Annotated in this window: 18 protein-coding genes; 16 read left to right on the plus strand and 2 right to left on the minus strand. The window is 62.7% G+C overall.

Annotated elements, in window-relative coordinates; genetic code table 11:
- The 5 genes from D0T21_RS25790 to D0T21_RS25810 all read left to right on the plus strand — a co-directional run.
- Nucleotides 1-312, plus strand: a 312-nt coding sequence (locus D0T21_RS25790) for an elongation factor Tu (RefSeq protein ID WP_116992814.1), incomplete at its 5' end; no start/stop codon positions are given.
- Between the two features lie 128 nt (nucleotides 313-440).
- The gene (gene rpsJ / locus D0T21_RS25795) at nucleotides 441-758 is read left to right on the plus strand and encodes a 30S ribosomal protein S10 (RefSeq protein ID WP_005663509.1); all 318 of its coding nucleotides are present in this window, start codon (nucleotides 441-443) and stop codon (nucleotides 756-758) included.
- Between the two features lie 305 nt (nucleotides 759-1063).
- Complete coding sequence (locus tag D0T21_RS25800) at nucleotides 1064-3895, plus strand: TonB-dependent siderophore receptor (protein ID WP_199538576.1); 2832 nt, start codon at nucleotides 1064-1066, stop codon at nucleotides 3893-3895.
- Between the two features lie 124 nt (nucleotides 3896-4019).
- Nucleotides 4020-4865 carry a DUF817 domain-containing protein gene (locus D0T21_RS25805; RefSeq protein WP_116992812.1) on the plus strand — a complete coding sequence of 282 codons (846 nt, stop codon included), beginning with the start codon at nucleotides 4020-4022 and terminating at the stop codon, nucleotides 4863-4865.
- 62 nt (nucleotides 4866-4927) lie between these two features.
- The gene (locus D0T21_RS25810; protein WP_116992811.1) at nucleotides 4928-6508 is read left to right on the plus strand and encodes a sigma-54 dependent transcriptional regulator; all 1581 of its coding nucleotides are present in this window, start codon (nucleotides 4928-4930) and stop codon (nucleotides 6506-6508) included.
- On the opposite strand, the gene D0T21_RS25815 is transcribed toward D0T21_RS25810, so the two are convergent.
- Both D0T21_RS25815 and D0T21_RS25820 read right to left on the minus strand, forming a co-directional pair.
- Nucleotides 6442-7032 carry a hypothetical protein gene (locus D0T21_RS25815; RefSeq protein ID WP_116992810.1) on the minus strand — a complete coding sequence of 197 codons (591 nt, stop codon included), beginning with the start codon at nucleotides 7030-7032 and terminating at the stop codon, nucleotides 6442-6444. The two genes, D0T21_RS25810 and D0T21_RS25815, sit on opposite strands and share 67 nt — an antisense overlap.
- A gap of 27 nt (nucleotides 7033-7059) precedes the next feature.
- Nucleotides 7060-9237 (minus strand): protein kinase, encoded by a 2178-nt coding sequence (locus D0T21_RS25820; protein ID WP_158568053.1) that lies wholly within the window; start codon nucleotides 9235-9237, stop codon nucleotides 7060-7062.
- Nucleotides 9238-9544: 307 nt separating this feature from the next.
- Here D0T21_RS25820 and D0T21_RS25825 point away from each other — a divergent pair, with 307 nt between their 5' ends.
- From D0T21_RS25825 to rpsQ, 11 genes are all read left to right on the plus strand, one after another.
- Complete coding sequence (locus D0T21_RS25825) at nucleotides 9545-9952, plus strand: DUF1842 domain-containing protein (protein ID WP_116992830.1); 408 nt, start codon at nucleotides 9545-9547, stop codon at nucleotides 9950-9952.
- Between the two features lie 202 nt (nucleotides 9953-10154).
- Nucleotides 10155-10811, plus strand: a complete 657-nt coding sequence (gene rplC / locus D0T21_RS25830) for a 50S ribosomal protein L3 (protein WP_020704370.1) — start codon at nucleotides 10155-10157, stop codon at nucleotides 10809-10811.
- 3 nt (nucleotides 10812-10814) lie between these two features.
- Nucleotides 10815-11435 (plus strand): 50S ribosomal protein L4, encoded by a 621-nt coding sequence (rplD, locus tag D0T21_RS25835; RefSeq protein WP_026334873.1) that lies wholly within the window; start codon nucleotides 10815-10817, stop codon nucleotides 11433-11435.
- Nucleotides 11432-11746 (plus strand): 50S ribosomal protein L23, encoded by a 315-nt coding sequence (gene rplW / locus D0T21_RS25840; RefSeq protein WP_008444291.1) that lies wholly within the window; start codon nucleotides 11432-11434, stop codon nucleotides 11744-11746. The genes rplD and rplW overlap by 4 nt, the downstream gene beginning before the upstream one ends.
- Entirely contained in the window at nucleotides 11746-12573 is an 828-nt protein-coding gene (gene rplB / locus D0T21_RS25845) for a 50S ribosomal protein L2 (RefSeq protein WP_020704372.1), read from the plus strand. The genes rplW and rplB overlap by 1 nt, the downstream gene beginning before the upstream one ends.
- Before the next feature lie 10 nt (nucleotides 12574-12583).
- Nucleotides 12584-12859, plus strand: a complete 276-nt coding sequence (gene rpsS / locus D0T21_RS25850) for a 30S ribosomal protein S19 (RefSeq protein WP_008444295.1) — start codon at nucleotides 12584-12586, stop codon at nucleotides 12857-12859.
- On the plus strand, nucleotides 12856-13188 hold the full coding sequence (gene rplV, locus D0T21_RS25855) for a 50S ribosomal protein L22 (RefSeq protein ID WP_173595008.1): 333 nt from the start codon (nucleotides 12856-12858) through the stop codon (nucleotides 13186-13188). Before rpsS ends, rplV begins: the two co-directional genes overlap by 4 nt.
- A gap of 10 nt (nucleotides 13189-13198) precedes the next feature.
- A complete protein-coding gene (gene rpsC / locus D0T21_RS25860) occupies nucleotides 13199-14002 on the plus strand; it encodes a 30S ribosomal protein S3 (RefSeq protein ID WP_116992808.1) in 804 nt (267 codons plus the stop codon).
- Between the two features lie 2 nt (nucleotides 14003-14004).
- Entirely contained in the window at nucleotides 14005-14424 is a 420-nt protein-coding gene (gene rplP, locus D0T21_RS25865) for a 50S ribosomal protein L16 (protein ID WP_020704376.1), read from the plus strand.
- A gap of 12 nt (nucleotides 14425-14436) precedes the next feature.
- Entirely contained in the window at nucleotides 14437-14628 is a 192-nt protein-coding gene (gene rpmC / locus D0T21_RS25870; protein ID WP_020704377.1) for a 50S ribosomal protein L29, read from the plus strand.
- Nucleotides 14625-14894 (plus strand): 30S ribosomal protein S17, encoded by a 270-nt coding sequence (gene rpsQ, locus D0T21_RS25875; RefSeq protein WP_008444314.1) that lies wholly within the window; start codon nucleotides 14625-14627, stop codon nucleotides 14892-14894. Before rpmC ends, rpsQ begins: the two co-directional genes overlap by 4 nt.
- Nucleotides 14895-15070 lie beyond the last annotated feature (176 nt).

The raw sequence follows: 15070 nt of genomic DNA on the forward strand, positions 1-15070 counted from the left end.
GTTCTGGCGAAGCCAGGCTCGATCAAGCCGCACAACCACTTCACCGGCGAGATCTATGTTCTGTCGAAAGACGAAGGCGGCCGTCATACTCCGTTCTTCAACAACTATCGTCCACAGTTCTACTTCCGTACGACTGACGTGACCGGTTCGATCGAACTGCCAGCGGACAAAGAAATGGTTATGCCAGGCGATAACGTGTCGATCACCGTCAAGCTGATCAACCCGATCGCGATGGAAGAAGGTCTGCGCTTCGCTATCCGCGAAGGCGGCCGTACCGTTGGTGCAGGCGTTGTTGCTAAAATCATCGCTTAATTTTTAAGCGCTGATGTAAAGCAGGGCCGACAAGGTGTGATACCATGTCGGCCCTGTTGTACGAAAACCGTTCTTTTAAATATTGCTGACGCTACATAGTTGTCAGTTCGCTCTTTTGAGGAAATATCATGTCCGCACCAAACCAGAAAATCCGTATCCGCCTGAAAGCTTTCGACTACAAGCTGATCGACCAGTCCGCACTGGAAATCGTTGACACCGCTAAGCGCACCGGCGCCGTTGTCAAGGGCCCAGTCCCACTGCCAACCCGCATCCAGCGTTTCGACGTTCTGCGTTCGCCACACGTCAACAAGACCTCGCGCGACCAGTTCGAGATCCGCACCCACCAGCGCCTGATGGACATCGTCGACCCAACCGACAAGACCGTTGACGCACTGATGAAGCTGGACCTGCCAGCTGGTGTTGACGTCGAAATCAAACTGCAATAATCGTTTTCAAGCCGGCCGGCGGAGCTGTTTTTTCCGCCGCCAGCTGATGATGGGGCCGGGCCTGTTCGCTAACGCGAGCGCGCCCGGCCCCATTGTCGTTTGGGCCATTGTTTTTGGCGGTAATTGTTCCAGAAAACAACAAACACACTAATAAACTAACTAAATTGTAATGTAACGTTCTGTATCACTTGTCACGTGCACCATGTGTGTGCAAAATTTGCGATAGACGTGAAAAGCTAGGTTCATCTTACCCCGGTGGACGATAGCGAACGCGCAGATTAAAACACCACATCTGGGAGCAGTTCTTGAAAAAACCACTTTTTAAAAAAAGTGCGATCGCTATCGCATTGACCGTCGCGTTCTCGCAGCACGCCTACGCTCAGCAAGCCGCTGAAGCCGAACCTAAACTCCAACGCGTCGAAATTACCGGTTCCAGCATCAAGCGGACCACGCTTGAAGCGGCCGGGTCGGTGCAGATCCTGAGCCGCGACGACATCGAGCGCACCGGCGAGCACACCGCGCTGGGTCTGCTGCGCTCCGCCTCCGCCACCAACACCAGCATCAGCTCGACAACGAGCAGCTCGGGCAGCTTCGCCACCGGTTCGTCCGGCGTCAGCATGCGCGGCCTGGGCAAGGCATCGACGCTGATCCTGGTTAACGGCCGCCGCATCGCTCAGTATGGCCTGGCCGACGGCGCGCAGGAAAACTTCACCAACCTGGACGCGATCGCCACCGAAGCCATCGAACGCATCGAGATCCTGAAGGACGGCGCGTCCGCGATCTACGGCTCCGACGCGGTCGCCGGCGTGATCAACATCATTCTGCGCAAAGATTACGAAGGCGGCAAAGTCACGGTCAACTACGACACCGCCGACGGCTTCCAGGACAACCGCAACCGCAGCGCTTCGGCGATCTACGGCTACGGCGACATCGACAAGCAGGGCTTCAACACCTACCTGACCTTCGAAGGTTACAAGAGCGACGGTTTCACCCTCGGCGAACTGCGCAACAAGGTTCCCGCCTGGCACCGTCAGACCCCCGGCCGCTCGACCTGGGATGCCAAGAGCACCTACTCGCCGACCGGCAACTACTTCTTCAACAGCGCCAAGATCGTCGCCGCGCCTGGCTGCCCTGCCGACCAGATCGACCCGGCCGACAACTTGTGCAAATGGGACGCGCTGCCGTACTCCGGCCTGGCGACCAACGCCAAGCGCTATGCCGCGGTCAGCAACACCCATTTCAAGATCGGCGCCAACATCGACGCCAACTTCGAAATCACCAACGCCGGCGCCACCAACGACTACATCGTTGCGCCGCTGAGCGTCAACAACGGCGGGACGACCACTGCGTCCAACATCTGGTACAACGCGATCGATGGCAAGATGGTCGGCCCATACTTCTATCCGAAGCTGCCAGTCGGTAACAACGGCAATATCAACTCGCAGCCGATCGAACTGCGTGCGCGCCTGATGGACACCGGCAACGGCTTCAACTTCAACCGCACCGAGTCCGACCAGACGCGCGCCATGCTGGCACTGAACGGCTCCGTTGGCGACTTCGACTGGAAATCGGCGGCTGGTTACATGACCTCGTCGGCCACCAAGGCCACCCGTGCGGTCAGCAAGGACGGCTACACCAATGCGATCCTCAACAACACCTACAAGTTCGGCCAGAAGAACGACACGGCGTTGCTGGAATCGATGTTCCCGGTTCGTACCACCAAGGGTAAATCGAAGATTTCGTTCTTCGACGCCACCGTGTCCGGTCCGGTCGCCCAGCTGCCTGCTGGTCCGCTGAGCCTGGCCGTAGGTACCGACCTGCGCCGCGAGTCGTATGAAATGACGAGCTCGGACAACGTGCTGCGCGGCGATGTGGTCGGCGTCTTCGGCCTGCAGGTCAAGGACACCATCAGCCACTATGCGGTCTTCTCTGAAGCGACCATCCCGGTCGTCACGAAGCTGGAGCTGAGCGCCGCCCTGCGCGCCGACAAGAACAGCGGCTCGGAAGCGCACGTTTCGCCTAAGCTCGGCCTGAAGTTCAACGCGACCGAAGCCCTGCTGCTGCGCGCTACGGCCTCGGGTGGCTTCCGCGCACCGAACATCGTCGAAGCCGGTAATGGCCTGGGCCGCAGCTCGGTCGCCACCAACGTCAACGACCTGCGTCGCTGCCCGATCGCCACCACGCTGAATAATCTGGTCCAGAATTCGTCGACCGCGACCACCTCCGACAAGGCGATCGCCAACACCTTCCTGAATAACGATTGCAAGGCACCACTGCCGAGCTTCGTGAAGTCGAATCCTGACCTGAAGCCTGAAACCTCGCGTACGTACACGCTGGGCATGGTGTTCGAGCCGGTCAAGAACTGGACACTGGCACTCGATTACTACAATATCGAGCGCAAGGATGAAATCGGCACCCGTAGCACCGGCGACATTCTGAAAGGCGAGGCTACGCTGCCAGCCGGCCAGCTGCTGCGCGTGGACAACACCGCCGCCGACAACGAGTTCCTGGCCCTGGTCAAGAAGTACGCACCGGGCACCACCACCAACTTCCAGGGCATCGGCAAGCTGGGCCTGGTCTACAACCCGTACGTCAACAGTGGCAAGACCAAGGCATCGGGCTTCGACTTCGACATGTCCGGTAAAGTGAAGATCCCGAACGTGGGCGATCTGCGCCTGAAGCTGGACGGCACTTACGCGCTGAGCTACAAGGCCTTCCTGGTGGCCGACAACGCCTACGGCATGAATGCGGCGGGCAACTATGACTCCGGCGGAGGCACCGGTGGTCCGCGTCTGCGCACCAAGCTGCGTGCATCGATGAAATTGGGTCAGTTCGACCACGGCGCTACGCTGAACTACTCCGGCGGCTACAGCCTGAACAGCGACGATACGCCGGACTACTGCACCGCCAACAAGGTGGCGCCGGAGAACATGGCTGCTTGCAGCCGCGTGCGTAGCACCACCACCGTGGACTACAACCTGGCCTACACCGGCATCAAGAACGTGAAGCTGAGCCTGTTCATCAGCAACCTGCTGAACCAGGATTCGCCGATCAACTATCGCGACGGCTACGCTGTTGCGGGCAATGCACTGCCGCTGTTCCGTACCTTCGGCGCCAGCGCTTCCTACAAGTTCTAATCGCTTAGAACTGGAAGTCTGAAAAACCGGGCACTTGCTGCCCGGTTTTTTTTCGCCTGTCGCGGCTGGACAGCGGAGCGCCGTAGCGCTAGAGTCGCTTGCCAAATACTCAACCCTGACGACCATGCTTGCTGCGCTGGACCACCACCTGCTCGACCACTCCGTCCGCCCCGGCCTGCGCGGCTGGCCGCGCTTCGCGACCGAATTCCTGTACTTCGGCCTGAAGCAGGCGAGGGCCTGCCTGTTCGTCGCGCTGTTCTTCGGCGCGGTGCTGCTGGTGCCGCGCGCCGGCGTGCTGGGCTTGCCGCGCTACGATGTGCTGCTGATCGTGGCGCTGGCGATCCAGCTCGGCATGCTGGGAGCCGGGCTGGAGACCTGGGACGAGCTGAAGGCGGTCAGCCTGTTCCATGTGGTCGGCTTCGCGCTGGAAGTGTTCAAGGTGTCGGGGGCGATCCAGTCGTGGAGCTATCCCGACTTCGCCTACACCAAGCTGTGGGGCGTGCCGCTGTTCTCGGGCTTTATGTACGCGGCGGTGGGCAGCTACATCATCCAGGCCTGGCGCCTGTTCGACTTGCGCATCCGACATCATCCGCCGTACTGGATGGCGGTGCTGATCGCCGTGCTGATCTATGTGAATTTCTTCACCCACCACTATATCGGCGACTACCGCTGGTACCTGGCGGCCTGCGCGCTGGGCCTGTACGCCCGCACCACGGTGGTGTTCCGGCCGCTGGACCGCGAGCGCCGCATGCCGATGCTGCTGGCCTTCGTGCTGATCGGCTTTTTCATCTGGCTGGCCGAGAACATCAGCACTTTCTGGGGCGTGTGGCGCTATCCCAACCAGCTGGGCGCCTGGTCGGCGGTGCACGTCAGCAAGTGGAGTTCCTGGTCGCTGCTGGTGGTGATGACCTTCACCATCGTCGCCCATCTCAAGCATATCAAGGCCAGCATCCACGTGCCCGAGCACTGAGCGCCGGCCGGCGCGTGAATCGTTGGTGACAAGCGTTGCCGGGCTGGTAAGATTGAACCCATATGAGCGATTCTGAACTGACACTAACCTCGCCGTTGAGCGCAGCGGCCATCCACGAACGGCCGCTGCTGGCGCTGACGATACTCTGGCATCCCGACCTGGGGCGGGTCGGCGAGCAGTTTATCGGCGGCACCGGCGCGCAGACGGTCGAGCTGAGCCGCTTCCTGCCGCTGTTCCAGCGGCCCGCCGCCGAGGGGCGGGGGCTGGGACATGGCGGCATCTCGCGCGATCCGGTGCATATCGCACGCGATGGCAACGACGGCATCCGCGTGTCGGTGCCGCACAGCCGCATGGTTGTCGAGCTGAACGGCGTTGAAATCGTCGACAGCGTCTTCGTCAATGCCGCGCAGGTCGAGGCGGGCGCCGTGCTGGGACTGGGGCGCAGCGTGCTGGTCTGTATCCACTGGATGACTTGCCTGCCCAAGGACAATGCGGTCGACGGCCTGCTGGGCGTCGGCGCCGCCGCGATCCGGGCGCGCGACCTGATACGCCAGGCCGCGGCCAGCGAGGCGCCGGTGCTGCTGCTGGGCGAAACCGGCACCGGCAAGGAAGTCGCGGCGCGCGCCATCCACGGTCTGGGCCGGCGCGCGTCGGCCGCGCTGGTCAGCGTGAACATGGCTGCGCTGAATGAGGCGCTGGCCGCGGCCGACCTGTTCGGCGCGGCGCGCGGCGCCTATACCGGCGCGCAGGTGGCGCGCGCCGGCCTGTTTGCCGAAGCCCGCGACGGCACCTTGTTCCTCGACGAGATCGGCAATGCGCCGGCCAGCGTCCAGCCCATGCTGCTGCGCGTGCTCGAGAACGGCGTCTACCGGCCGCTGGGCGCGGCGCAGGACGTGCGCTCGAACGCGCGCCTGATCGCCGCCACCGACCAGGATGTGTACGCCCCCTCGTTCAACCAGCCGCTGCTGCGGCGGCTGGAAAACCTGGTGATCCGCCTGGCACCGCTGCGCGCCCGGCGCGAGGACATCGGCGTGCTGATCGTGCATCTGCTGCAGGGCAATGCGGTGGCGCAGCAGGCCGGCGTGGTGTTGCCGCCGGCCCTGGTCGGCGCCCTGGCCAACTACGACTGGCCCGGCAATGTACGCCAGCTCGCGCATGTGGTCGGGCGCGCCGTGATGGGACTGGCGCAGGGTGAGTCGCCCTCGTTCGCGGCGCTGGTCGACGCGCCGCGCCTGCCGGCGCCTGCCGGCGCCGCGCCGGTCGCCGATGCCCCGGCGCCGTCGGCGCGCCGGCCCTTGTCGGCCATCGGCGAACCGGAGGTGCTGGCGGCGATGGAGGCCTGCGGCTGGACCATCCTGGCCGCCTCGGCCGCGCTGGGCGTGTCGCGGCCGTCGATGTACAAGCTGCTGGCGGCGCATCCGCAGATCCGCCGCGCCGAGCAGATCGCGCCGGAGGAGCTGCGCACCGCGCTGGCGGCCAGCGGCGGCGCGCTCGGCGCCTGCGCCTCGCTGCTCAAGACGCCGGCCGAGGCGCTGCGCCGCCGCCTCGACGCGCTCGGCCTGATCGCCTGGCCGGCCTACGGGCGTGGCGGCGTGCCGCCCGAGCTCGACGAGCTTTCCGGGTCGAAGCTGAAGACCCGGTAGACGGTCTGGTGGCCGCGCACCTTGATCGCCACGGTCAGCGCGAAGAGGGTGTCCCAACGGCCGGCGTTGACCACTTCGTGCAGGACTTCCGATTGCCAGCGCTGCTGGTGCAGGGCGGGCGGCATGTCCGGCAGCGGAACGAAGGGATTGGCGCTGTAGAAGGAGGTGCAGGCGCCGCCGATGCCGGCGAGCGGGTGCGCGGGATTGAAAAACGGCGACGGATAGGGATAGGTGCCGGGGATGCCGGGCAGCTTGTCGGGGCTGCTGCTGAGGGCAAACATCATCGGCAAGGTGATCAGCTGGCAGTCCAGCACATGCAGCTCGGCGCCGTCGGGCAGGCCGTCGGCCAACGCCGAGACGGTGAAGTTGGGGCTGGAATCGAGCGAGAACATGCCGGTCTGCAGGCCGTCCTGGGCCTCGGTAGGATGGCCGTCCTGGTCGAGCATTTGCCAGTACGGCGAGTCGGTGAGCTGGCGGTAGTCGAAGTGGATGTGCAGGGAGACGAACTTTTTGGCGGTGGTCATGATGCTTCCTTTAGAGTGGAGCAGCGGTTAAGGTGGCGCATTGGCGTGGTCGGCGCCCGCATAGCGCGGGTCGCGTCGCAACGCCGTCAAGTCAGGTTCGGACTCGACAAAGTGCCGTGGGTAGCCCAGCTGTATCGCCTTGGCGATTTCTGCCAGTGCTGCTGACCTGTCTTCTAGCAATTCATATGCCAGTCCGGCGCGGAAGCGCGTGCGCGCATCGGCCGGCGCCATCGCCAGCGCGCGCGCCATCTGCCGCCGGGCGTCGTCGCCGTCGCCGACCCGCGCGGCGTACAAGCCCATCTGTGATACCCAGGTCACCTCGCCCGGATCGGAGCTCAGCCGCGGCGCCAGCAGTTCGCGGGCGCGCTGGTGCGCGCGGCGCGCTTCGGCGCCGCGTCCCGGCACCCACAGCAGCGTGTCGCCGAGATTGGCCCAGTAGATGTAGTTGGCCGGGTTGCCGGTGGCGGGAGCGACGGCGTGGGTGAAGGCCTTGGCCGCGCCGACGTAGTCGCCGGCGCGAAACAGCGCGTTGCCCAGACTGTCGTAGAGGAAGCCGCTGGGCCGGATCTGCAGGCCCTGCTGCAGTATCTGCAGCGCTTCGGCGGTGCGGTTCTGGCGCAGCAGCGTGCCGCTCAGGTTGGCGTAGGCGAGCACCGCGTCGGGCTGCACGGCGATGCTTTGCCGGTAAGCCCGCTCCGCCGCCGCGCCGTCGTTTTGCAGTTCGTGGGTGTGCGCGATCTCGTCGTAGAACACGCGTTCCTGCGGATACAGGCGCAGGCCGGCGGCGGCGGCGGCCAGCGCCTGCGGGTAGCGCGCCAGGCGGTTCAAGCTCATGGCCCGGGTGTACAGCGCAAAGAAATCGCCCGGATCGAGGGCCAGCGCCCGCGTCGCCGCGGCCAGCGCCGGCTCGGCGCGGTCCTGGTTCAGCAGCACCAGCGCGGCCGCCGCGTGGCCCAGCGCCACCTCGTCGTTGAGCGCCAGCGCCTGCTGGGCGCCGGCGTCGGCGCGCCGCAGCCAGACGCTGTCCTGGCCGTCGCCGGCATAGCGGAAGCTGTAGGCCAGCGACAGGCCGGCCGCCGCCGCGGCGTTGCCGGCGTCATGTTCGAGCACGCTCAGAAAGCCCCGGCTGGCCAGGTCCAGGCTGCCCGGGCGGTCGAAGGTGTGCAGCGCCGCCAGGCTGCGCTGCAACTCCTGCGCCGCCGAATAGCCCGCCGCTGCCGGGCCGGGCGGCAGGGTGGACCCGTGCGGCGCCAGCTGCCACGCGGCCAGGCCCAGCAGCACGGCCGCGGCGCCGGCGGCCATCGCGCGCGCGGCCGGGCGCGGCCAGCGCCGGCGACGCCGCCGGGCCGGCGCCGGCAGGCCGGCGCCGATGGCGTCGATGCGCTCGCATACGGCGGCCATGCCGGCCAGCCGCTGTTCCGGCCGGCGCGCCGTCATGTCGCGCACCAGTTGCACGACGGCGGCGTCGGCCGCCGGCGGAAACGGCCACTGCGCCGACGACGACTGCATCTGCGCCGCCGCCAGCGCCAGGCCGCTGAGCTGGGCGAATGGCCGCTCGCCGCACAACAGTTCGTACAGCAGCACGCCCAGCGCATAGATGTCGCCGGGGACGGCGGGCGCCCCGCCCAGCAGCCGCTCCGGCGCCATGTAGGCGATCGTGCCCTGGGGATCGAGCAGGCTGAGCGAGGCGGTGGCCTGCGGGTCGCCGGTGCTGGCCAGGCCGAAGTCGAGGATGCGGGCGGCGCCCGACGGTTCGAGTATCACGTTCGAGGGCTTGAGGTCGCCGTGCACCAGCGTCGACGCATGGGCCTCGCGCATGGCCAGGGCCAGCTGGTGGACGATGCGCAGCGCCTCGTCCGGCGCCGGCCGGCGCTCGCGCAGCATGGCGCGCAGCGTCTGGCCGGGCACGAACTCCATGACGATGGACTGGACGTCCTGCTCGTCCTCGATGGCGTGGATCTTGACGAAGGCGGCGTGCTGCAGCGAGGCCGCCAGCCGCGCCTCGCGCACCAGGCTGGCGCCGTCGGCGACGCCGGTGGCGGCCGGGCGCAGCCGCTTGATCGCGACCGTCCGGCACAGCTTGCTGTCCCAGGCCTCGAACACTTCGCCGAAGCCCCCTTCGCCGAGCTTGCCTCGGATCTCGTAGTGCTTGATGGTGGCCGGGGCGAGGGTCATGGCGGCGGGGGCTGGGGGCGGGTGGTCCATCGGTTCAGTGCCTGCGGATGCAAGAAGAGGGCGCGCGGCCAGGGGGTGCAGGGCTATTGTCAGGCCTGGGCCGGCTGCCGACAAGTGAAATATTGTCCAATACATACGAGACGGGCCGGCCACGCCACATCGTTGACATGTCAGGCCTTGCGGTTGACATGTAAAGACCCGACAAAGACCCGACGCGGCCCGGCCGCGCCCGGGCCGCGCGCGCCAGCGGCGGCGGCGATGCGGGTGGCACGGCGCTTGCGATGGCAGGGGACAGCGTCGCCCCTTGCGCCGCCGTCCACCACCCGTACTGGAGAATATGATGTCATCTACCGAACTCAAGCCCATCCGCATCGATCTGAGCGCCGGCCTGGCGCTGCCCGGCGCCGCCCGCGTCAGCATGACGCTGCTCTACAACCCGCTGTCCGAGCCGCTGCCGGTCAGCGGCCAGGTGCTGATCACGCAGGCGATCGCCGGGCCGGCCAGCCACATCCTGATCAACCACGTGGCCGGCGAGCTGCACGCGCTCGGTTTCCAGCAGGGCCACCGCGTGCTGCGGCTGGAAGGCACGTACCAGGTGGCGCTGCCGCCGCCTGTCATCGGCGAACTGCCGCAGAAATTCAGCGCGCTGATCGTGGTCGATAACGATTGGGTCGGCCACGGCAGCTTCCGCTACGGCAGCCACACGCTGACCGATGTGCCGGTCCAGCCGGCGCCGCAGGCCTGAGCCGGGGCCGCGGCATGACAGCTGCCGGGCGTCGCCCGGCAGCTGTGGAAACTTCGACATACCTCCAACTAAGTTGTTGCGTCAACCCCTATTTCGCGCTACACTAGCCGGCTTCGGTATGGATACGTCTTTTTATTGGTCCGTACTAATTTTAGTAGTTCAACATATCCCCGCCCAATCGTAGGTGGGAATTGGAGAAAAAATGAGCCTTGGCCTTCTCGGTCGCAAGGTTGGTATGATGCGCATCTTCACCGATGACGGGGATTCGATCCCAGTCACCGTGTTGGACGTATCGAACAACCGTGTTGCGCAAATCAAAACTCCTGAAACCGACGGTTATACCGCGGTTCAGGTCGCATTCGGTCAACGTCGCGCTTCCCGCGTAACGAAGGCTGTTGCTGGTCACCACGCTAAAGCCGGTGTCGAAGCTGGTACTCTGTTGAAAGAGTTCCGCGTTGACGCAGCTAAAGCTGCCGAACTGAAAGCTGGCGACGTAGTTGCTGCTTCCCTGTTCGAAGTCGGTCAGAAGATCGACGTTCAAGGTGTCACGATCGGTAAAGGCTACGCCGGTACCATCAAGCGTCACCACTTTGCTTCGGGCCGTGCTACCCACGGTAACTCCCGTTCGCACAACGTTCCAGGTTCCATCGGTATGGCGCAAGATCCAGGCCGCGTGTTCCCTGGTAAGCGCATGACCGGTCACCTCGGTGACGTCACCCGCACGGTGCAGAACCTCGAAATCGCCCGTATCGATGCCGACCGTCAGCTGCTGCTGGTCAAAGGCGCGATCCCAGGCGCGAAAAATGGCCAGGTTGTTGTATCGCCTGCTGTCAAAGTTAAAGCAAAGAAGGGAGCTTAAACGATGGAACTCAAGCTCTTGAACGCTCAAGGTCAAGCCGCCTCTAACGTAGCTGCCGCCGATACCATTTTCGGCCGTGACTACAACGAAGCCCTGATCCACCAAGTCGTCGTTGCTTACCAAGCCAATGCTCGCAGCGGCAACCGTAAACAAAAAGACCGTGAAGAAGTCCACCACACGACCAAGAAGCCATGGCGCCAAAAAGGTACCGGCCGTGCTCGTGCTGGTATGTCGTCGTCGCCACTGTGGCGCGGCGGTGGTCGCATCTTCCCGAACTCGCCTGACGAGAACTTCACCCACAAAGTGAACAAGAAGATGTATCGCGCAGGTATCTGCTCGATCCTGTCCCAGCTGGCCCGCGAAGATCGCCTGACGATCATCGAAGACCTGACGATCGAAGCGCCAAAGACCAAGCTGCTGTCGCAAAAGCTGACCGGCATGGGCTTTGACTCGGTACTGATCATCACCGACGTCGCCAACGAAAACCTGGAACTGGCATCGCGTAACCTGCCTAACGTACTGGTTGTTGAACCACGTCACGCAGATCCAATGTCCCTGGTGTTCTACAAGAAGATCCTGGTCACCAAAGCTGCACTGGCTAAGATTGAGGAGATGCTGGCATGAGCGCATTGAAATTTAGCGAAGAGCGCCTGATGAAGGTGCTGCTGGCTCCGGTCATTTCCGAAAAGGCCACCATGGTCGCGGAAAAGAACGAACAGATCGTGTTCCGTGTAACCACCGACGCGACCAAGCCAGAAATCAAAGCCGCTGTTGAACTGCTGTTCAAAGTGGAAGTGGAATCGGTGCAGACCGTCAACCGCGAAGGTAAGCAGAAGCGTTCCGGTGCTCACACCGGCCGCCGCAACCATACCAAGCGTGCTTTCGTGTGCCTGAAACCTGGCCAGGAAATCAATTTCTCCGAGGAGGCTAAATAATGGCACTCGTTAAGATGAAGCCAACCTCCCCAGGCCGTCGCGGCATGGTGAAAGTTGTGAACCCGGACCTGTACAAAGGTCGTCCGTTCGCAGCCCTGGTTGAGAAAAAATCGAAAACTGCTGGTCGTAACAACAACGGCCACATCACCACCCGCCACATCGGCGGTGGTCACAAGCAGCACTATCGCCTGATCGACTTCAAGCGTCAGAAGGATGGCATTCCAGCGAAAGTGGAACGTATCGAATACGATCCAAACCGCACCGCGAATATCGCCCTGCTGTGCTACGCCGACGGCGAACGCCAGTACATCATCGCAACCAAGGGCATGTCCGTTGGCGATGCAGTGATGAATGGTTCGGAAGCGCCTATCAAGTCGGGCAACTGCCTGCCGATCCGCAACATCCCGGTCGGTACCGTCATGCACTGCGTCGAAATGCTGCCAGGTAAGGGTGCCCAAATGGCCCGTTCCGCCGGCGCCGGCGTGGTCCTGATGGCCCGTGACGGCACCTACGCTCAGGTTCGCCTGCGTTCGGGTGAAGTGCGTCGCGTGCACATCGAGTGCCGTGCAACCGTGGGTGAAGTCGGCAATGCCGAACACAGCCTGCGTAAAATCGGTAAAGCTGGCGCGATGCGCTGGCGCGGTGTTCGTCCTACCGTTCGCGGTGTGGTCATGAACCCGGTCGATCACCCGCACGGTGGTGGTGAAGGTAAAACTGCAGCTGGTCGTCATCCAGTGTCGCCTTGGGGCCAACAGACTAAGGGTAAGAAGACCCGCAGCAACAAGCGTACTTCTTCCATGATCGTCTCGCGCCGCGGCAAGAAATAAGGGGTAGCACATGACTCGTTCATTGAAAAAAGGGCCGTTCTGTGACGCCCACCTGGTGAAAAAAGTCGAAGCCGCGCAAGCTGCCAAAGACAAAAAGCCAATCAAAACCTGGTCCCGTCGTTCGACCATCATGCCTGACTTCATCGGCCTGACGATCGCCGTCCACAATGGCAAGCTGCACGTGCCTGTGTACGTTTCCGAGAACATGGTTGGTCACAAGCTCGGTGAATTCGCGCTGACCCGCACGTTCAAGGGCCATGCCGCTGACAAGAAGGCGAAGAAATAATGGAAACCAAAGCTATCCTCAAGGGTGTGCGCTTGTCGGATCAAAAAGGTCGCCTCGTGGCTGACCAGATCCGCGGCAAGAAAGTTGACGCTGCACTCAACATTCTGCAATTCAGCCCAAAAAAGGGCGCGACCATCATCAAGAAAGTGCTGGAGTCCGCAATCGCGAACGCCGAGCACAATGATGGCGCCGACATCGACGAACTGTTCGTAAAAGTCATTTACGTCGAAAAGGGCCCGATCCTGAAGCGCTTCACTGCACGCGCTAAGGGCCGGGGCGATCGCATCTCGAAACAATCGTGTCACATTTACGTGACCGTCGGCAACTAAGGAGCTAAAAATGGGTCAAAAAATTCACCCAACCGGCTTCCGCCTGTCGGTTACCCGTAACTGGGCATCGCGTTGGTACGCGGGCAACAGCAACTTCGCTTCGATGCTGAACGAAGATCTGAAGGCACGCGCTTACCTGAAGGCCAAGCTGAAGAACGCTTCGGTCGGCCGCATCGTTATCGAGCGCCCAGCCAAGAACGCACGTTTCACGATCTACAGCTCGCGTCCGGGCGTGGTCATTGGTAAAAAAGGCGAAGACATCGAAGTACTGAAGTCGGCGCTGACCAAGATCATGGGCGTTCCTGTCCACGTGAACATCGAAGAAATCCGCAAGCCGGAAATCGACTCGCAACTGATCGCCGATTCCATCGCTCAACAGCTGGAAAAACGCATCATGTTCCGTCGCGCCATGAAGCGCGCGATGCAAAACGCCATGCGTCTGGGTGCCCTGGGCATCAAGATCATGTCGTCGGGTCGTCTGAACGGTATCGAAATCGCTCGTAAAGAGTGGTATCGCGAAGGCCGTGTGCCACTGCACACCCTGCGCGCCGATATCGACTACGGCACCAGCGAAGCTTCGACCACCTACGGCATCATCGGTGTCAAGGTGTGGGTATACAAGGGTGACCGCGCGCCTAACGGCGATGCACCAGTCATCGATACCCCGCCGGACGAGAAGAAGCCACGTGGCCCACGTCGTGACGACGGCAAACCAGCTGGCCGTCCGCGTCCAGCAGGCGCCGGCGCCAAGCCAGCGGCTCCAGGCGCTCGTGTTCGCACTGCCGCCAAGCCGGCCGAGAAAGCAGGAGAATAATCATGCTGCAACCAGCACGCAGGAAGTATCGTAAAGAGCAGAAAGGCCGTAACACCGGCATTTCGCATGGCACCGGCACTTCGGTGTCGTTCGGTGAGTTCGGTCTGAAAGCCGTTGCCCGTGGTCGTATCACGGCACGCCAGATCGAAGCCGCACGTCGCGCCATGACCCGTCACATCAAACGTGGTGGCCGTATCTGGATTCGTATCTTCCCGGACAAGCCAATTTCGAACAAGCCTGCCGAAGTCCGTATGGGTAACGGTAAGGGTAATCCGGAATACTACGTCGCTGAAATCCGTCCGGGCAAAGTCCTGTACGAAATGGACGGCGTAGATGAAGTACTGGCGCGCGAAGCATTCCGCCTGGCCGCTGCCAAACTGCCACTGGCGACCACCTTCGTGGTCCGTCAAGTCGGCCAATAACAGGAGTGAAATATGAAAGCATCTGAACTCCGCGGCAAAGACCAGGCAGCTCTGCAAAAAGAGCTGAATGACCTGTTGAAGGCCCAGTTCGGCCTGCGTATGCAAACCGCTACGCAGCAGCTGAGCAACACTTCGCAGCTCAAGAAGGTACGTCGCGATATCGCACGTGTAAAAACGGTAATGAACACGAAGGAAGCCAAATGACCGAACCAGTAAAGTCGCTCAAGCGCACCCTGATCGGTAAAGTGGTGTCCGACAAGATGGACAAAACCGTCACCGTTCTGATCGAACGTCACGTCAAGCATCCTTTGTACGGCAAGATCATCGTGCGCTCGAACAAGTATCACGCGCACGACGAGACCAACCAGGTGAAAGCCGGTGACACGGTGGAAATCGTGGAAGGTCGTCCGATCTCCAAAACGAAGGCATGGACCGTGACGCGCGTGGTGCAAGCCGCGCAAATCGTTTAATTGATTGGTCGCCTCCGGCTTTCGGGCCGGGGGCGATTTTCAATTAGTTCTTGCAAGCCCGCGAGTTGTATGTAATACTTGCGGGCTTCGTTCATGTAACGCCGCAAAGTGTCTGGCCACAGACGCTGAACCGTGCGGTCAGTAGCAAGACGAAGGTCAAGCACCCAAACAGTGGG

Source organism: Duganella sp. BJB476 (assembly GCF_003416895.1).
Taxonomy (GTDB): domain Bacteria; phylum Pseudomonadota; class Gammaproteobacteria; order Burkholderiales; family Burkholderiaceae_D; genus Rugamonas.

Coding starts and splice junctions, on each gene's coding strand:
- rpsJ (WP_005663509.1), top strand. CDS start 441: ATGTCCGCACCAAACCAGAAAATCCGTATCCGCCTGAAAGCTTTCGAC.
- D0T21_RS25805 (WP_116992812.1), top strand. CDS start 4,020: ATGCTTGCTGCGCTGGACCACCACCTGCTCGACCACTCCGTCCGCCCC.
- D0T21_RS25810 (WP_116992811.1), top strand. CDS start 4,928: ATGAGCGATTCTGAACTGACACTAACCTCGCCGTTGAGCGCAGCGGCC.
- D0T21_RS25815 (WP_116992810.1), bottom strand. CDS start 7,032: ATGACCACCGCCAAAAAGTTCGTCTCCCTGCACATCCACTTCGACTAC.
- D0T21_RS25820 (WP_158568053.1), bottom strand. CDS start 9,237: ATGGACCACCCGCCCCCAGCCCCCGCCGCCATGACCCTCGCCCCGGCC.
- D0T21_RS25825 (WP_116992830.1), top strand. CDS start 9,545: ATGATGTCATCTACCGAACTCAAGCCCATCCGCATCGATCTGAGCGCC.
- rplC (WP_020704370.1), top strand. CDS start 10,155: ATGAGCCTTGGCCTTCTCGGTCGCAAGGTTGGTATGATGCGCATCTTC.
- rplD (WP_026334873.1), top strand. CDS start 10,815: ATGGAACTCAAGCTCTTGAACGCTCAAGGTCAAGCCGCCTCTAACGTA.
- rplW (WP_008444291.1), top strand. CDS start 11,432: ATGAGCGCATTGAAATTTAGCGAAGAGCGCCTGATGAAGGTGCTGCTG.
- rplB (WP_020704372.1), top strand. CDS start 11,746: ATGGCACTCGTTAAGATGAAGCCAACCTCCCCAGGCCGTCGCGGCATG.
- rpsS (WP_008444295.1), top strand. CDS start 12,584: ATGACTCGTTCATTGAAAAAAGGGCCGTTCTGTGACGCCCACCTGGTG.
- rpsC (WP_116992808.1), top strand. CDS start 13,199: ATGGGTCAAAAAATTCACCCAACCGGCTTCCGCCTGTCGGTTACCCGT.
- rplP (WP_020704376.1), top strand. CDS start 14,005: ATGCTGCAACCAGCACGCAGGAAGTATCGTAAAGAGCAGAAAGGCCGT.
- rpmC (WP_020704377.1), top strand. CDS start 14,437: ATGAAAGCATCTGAACTCCGCGGCAAAGACCAGGCAGCTCTGCAAAAA.
- rpsQ (WP_008444314.1), top strand. CDS start 14,625: ATGACCGAACCAGTAAAGTCGCTCAAGCGCACCCTGATCGGTAAAGTG.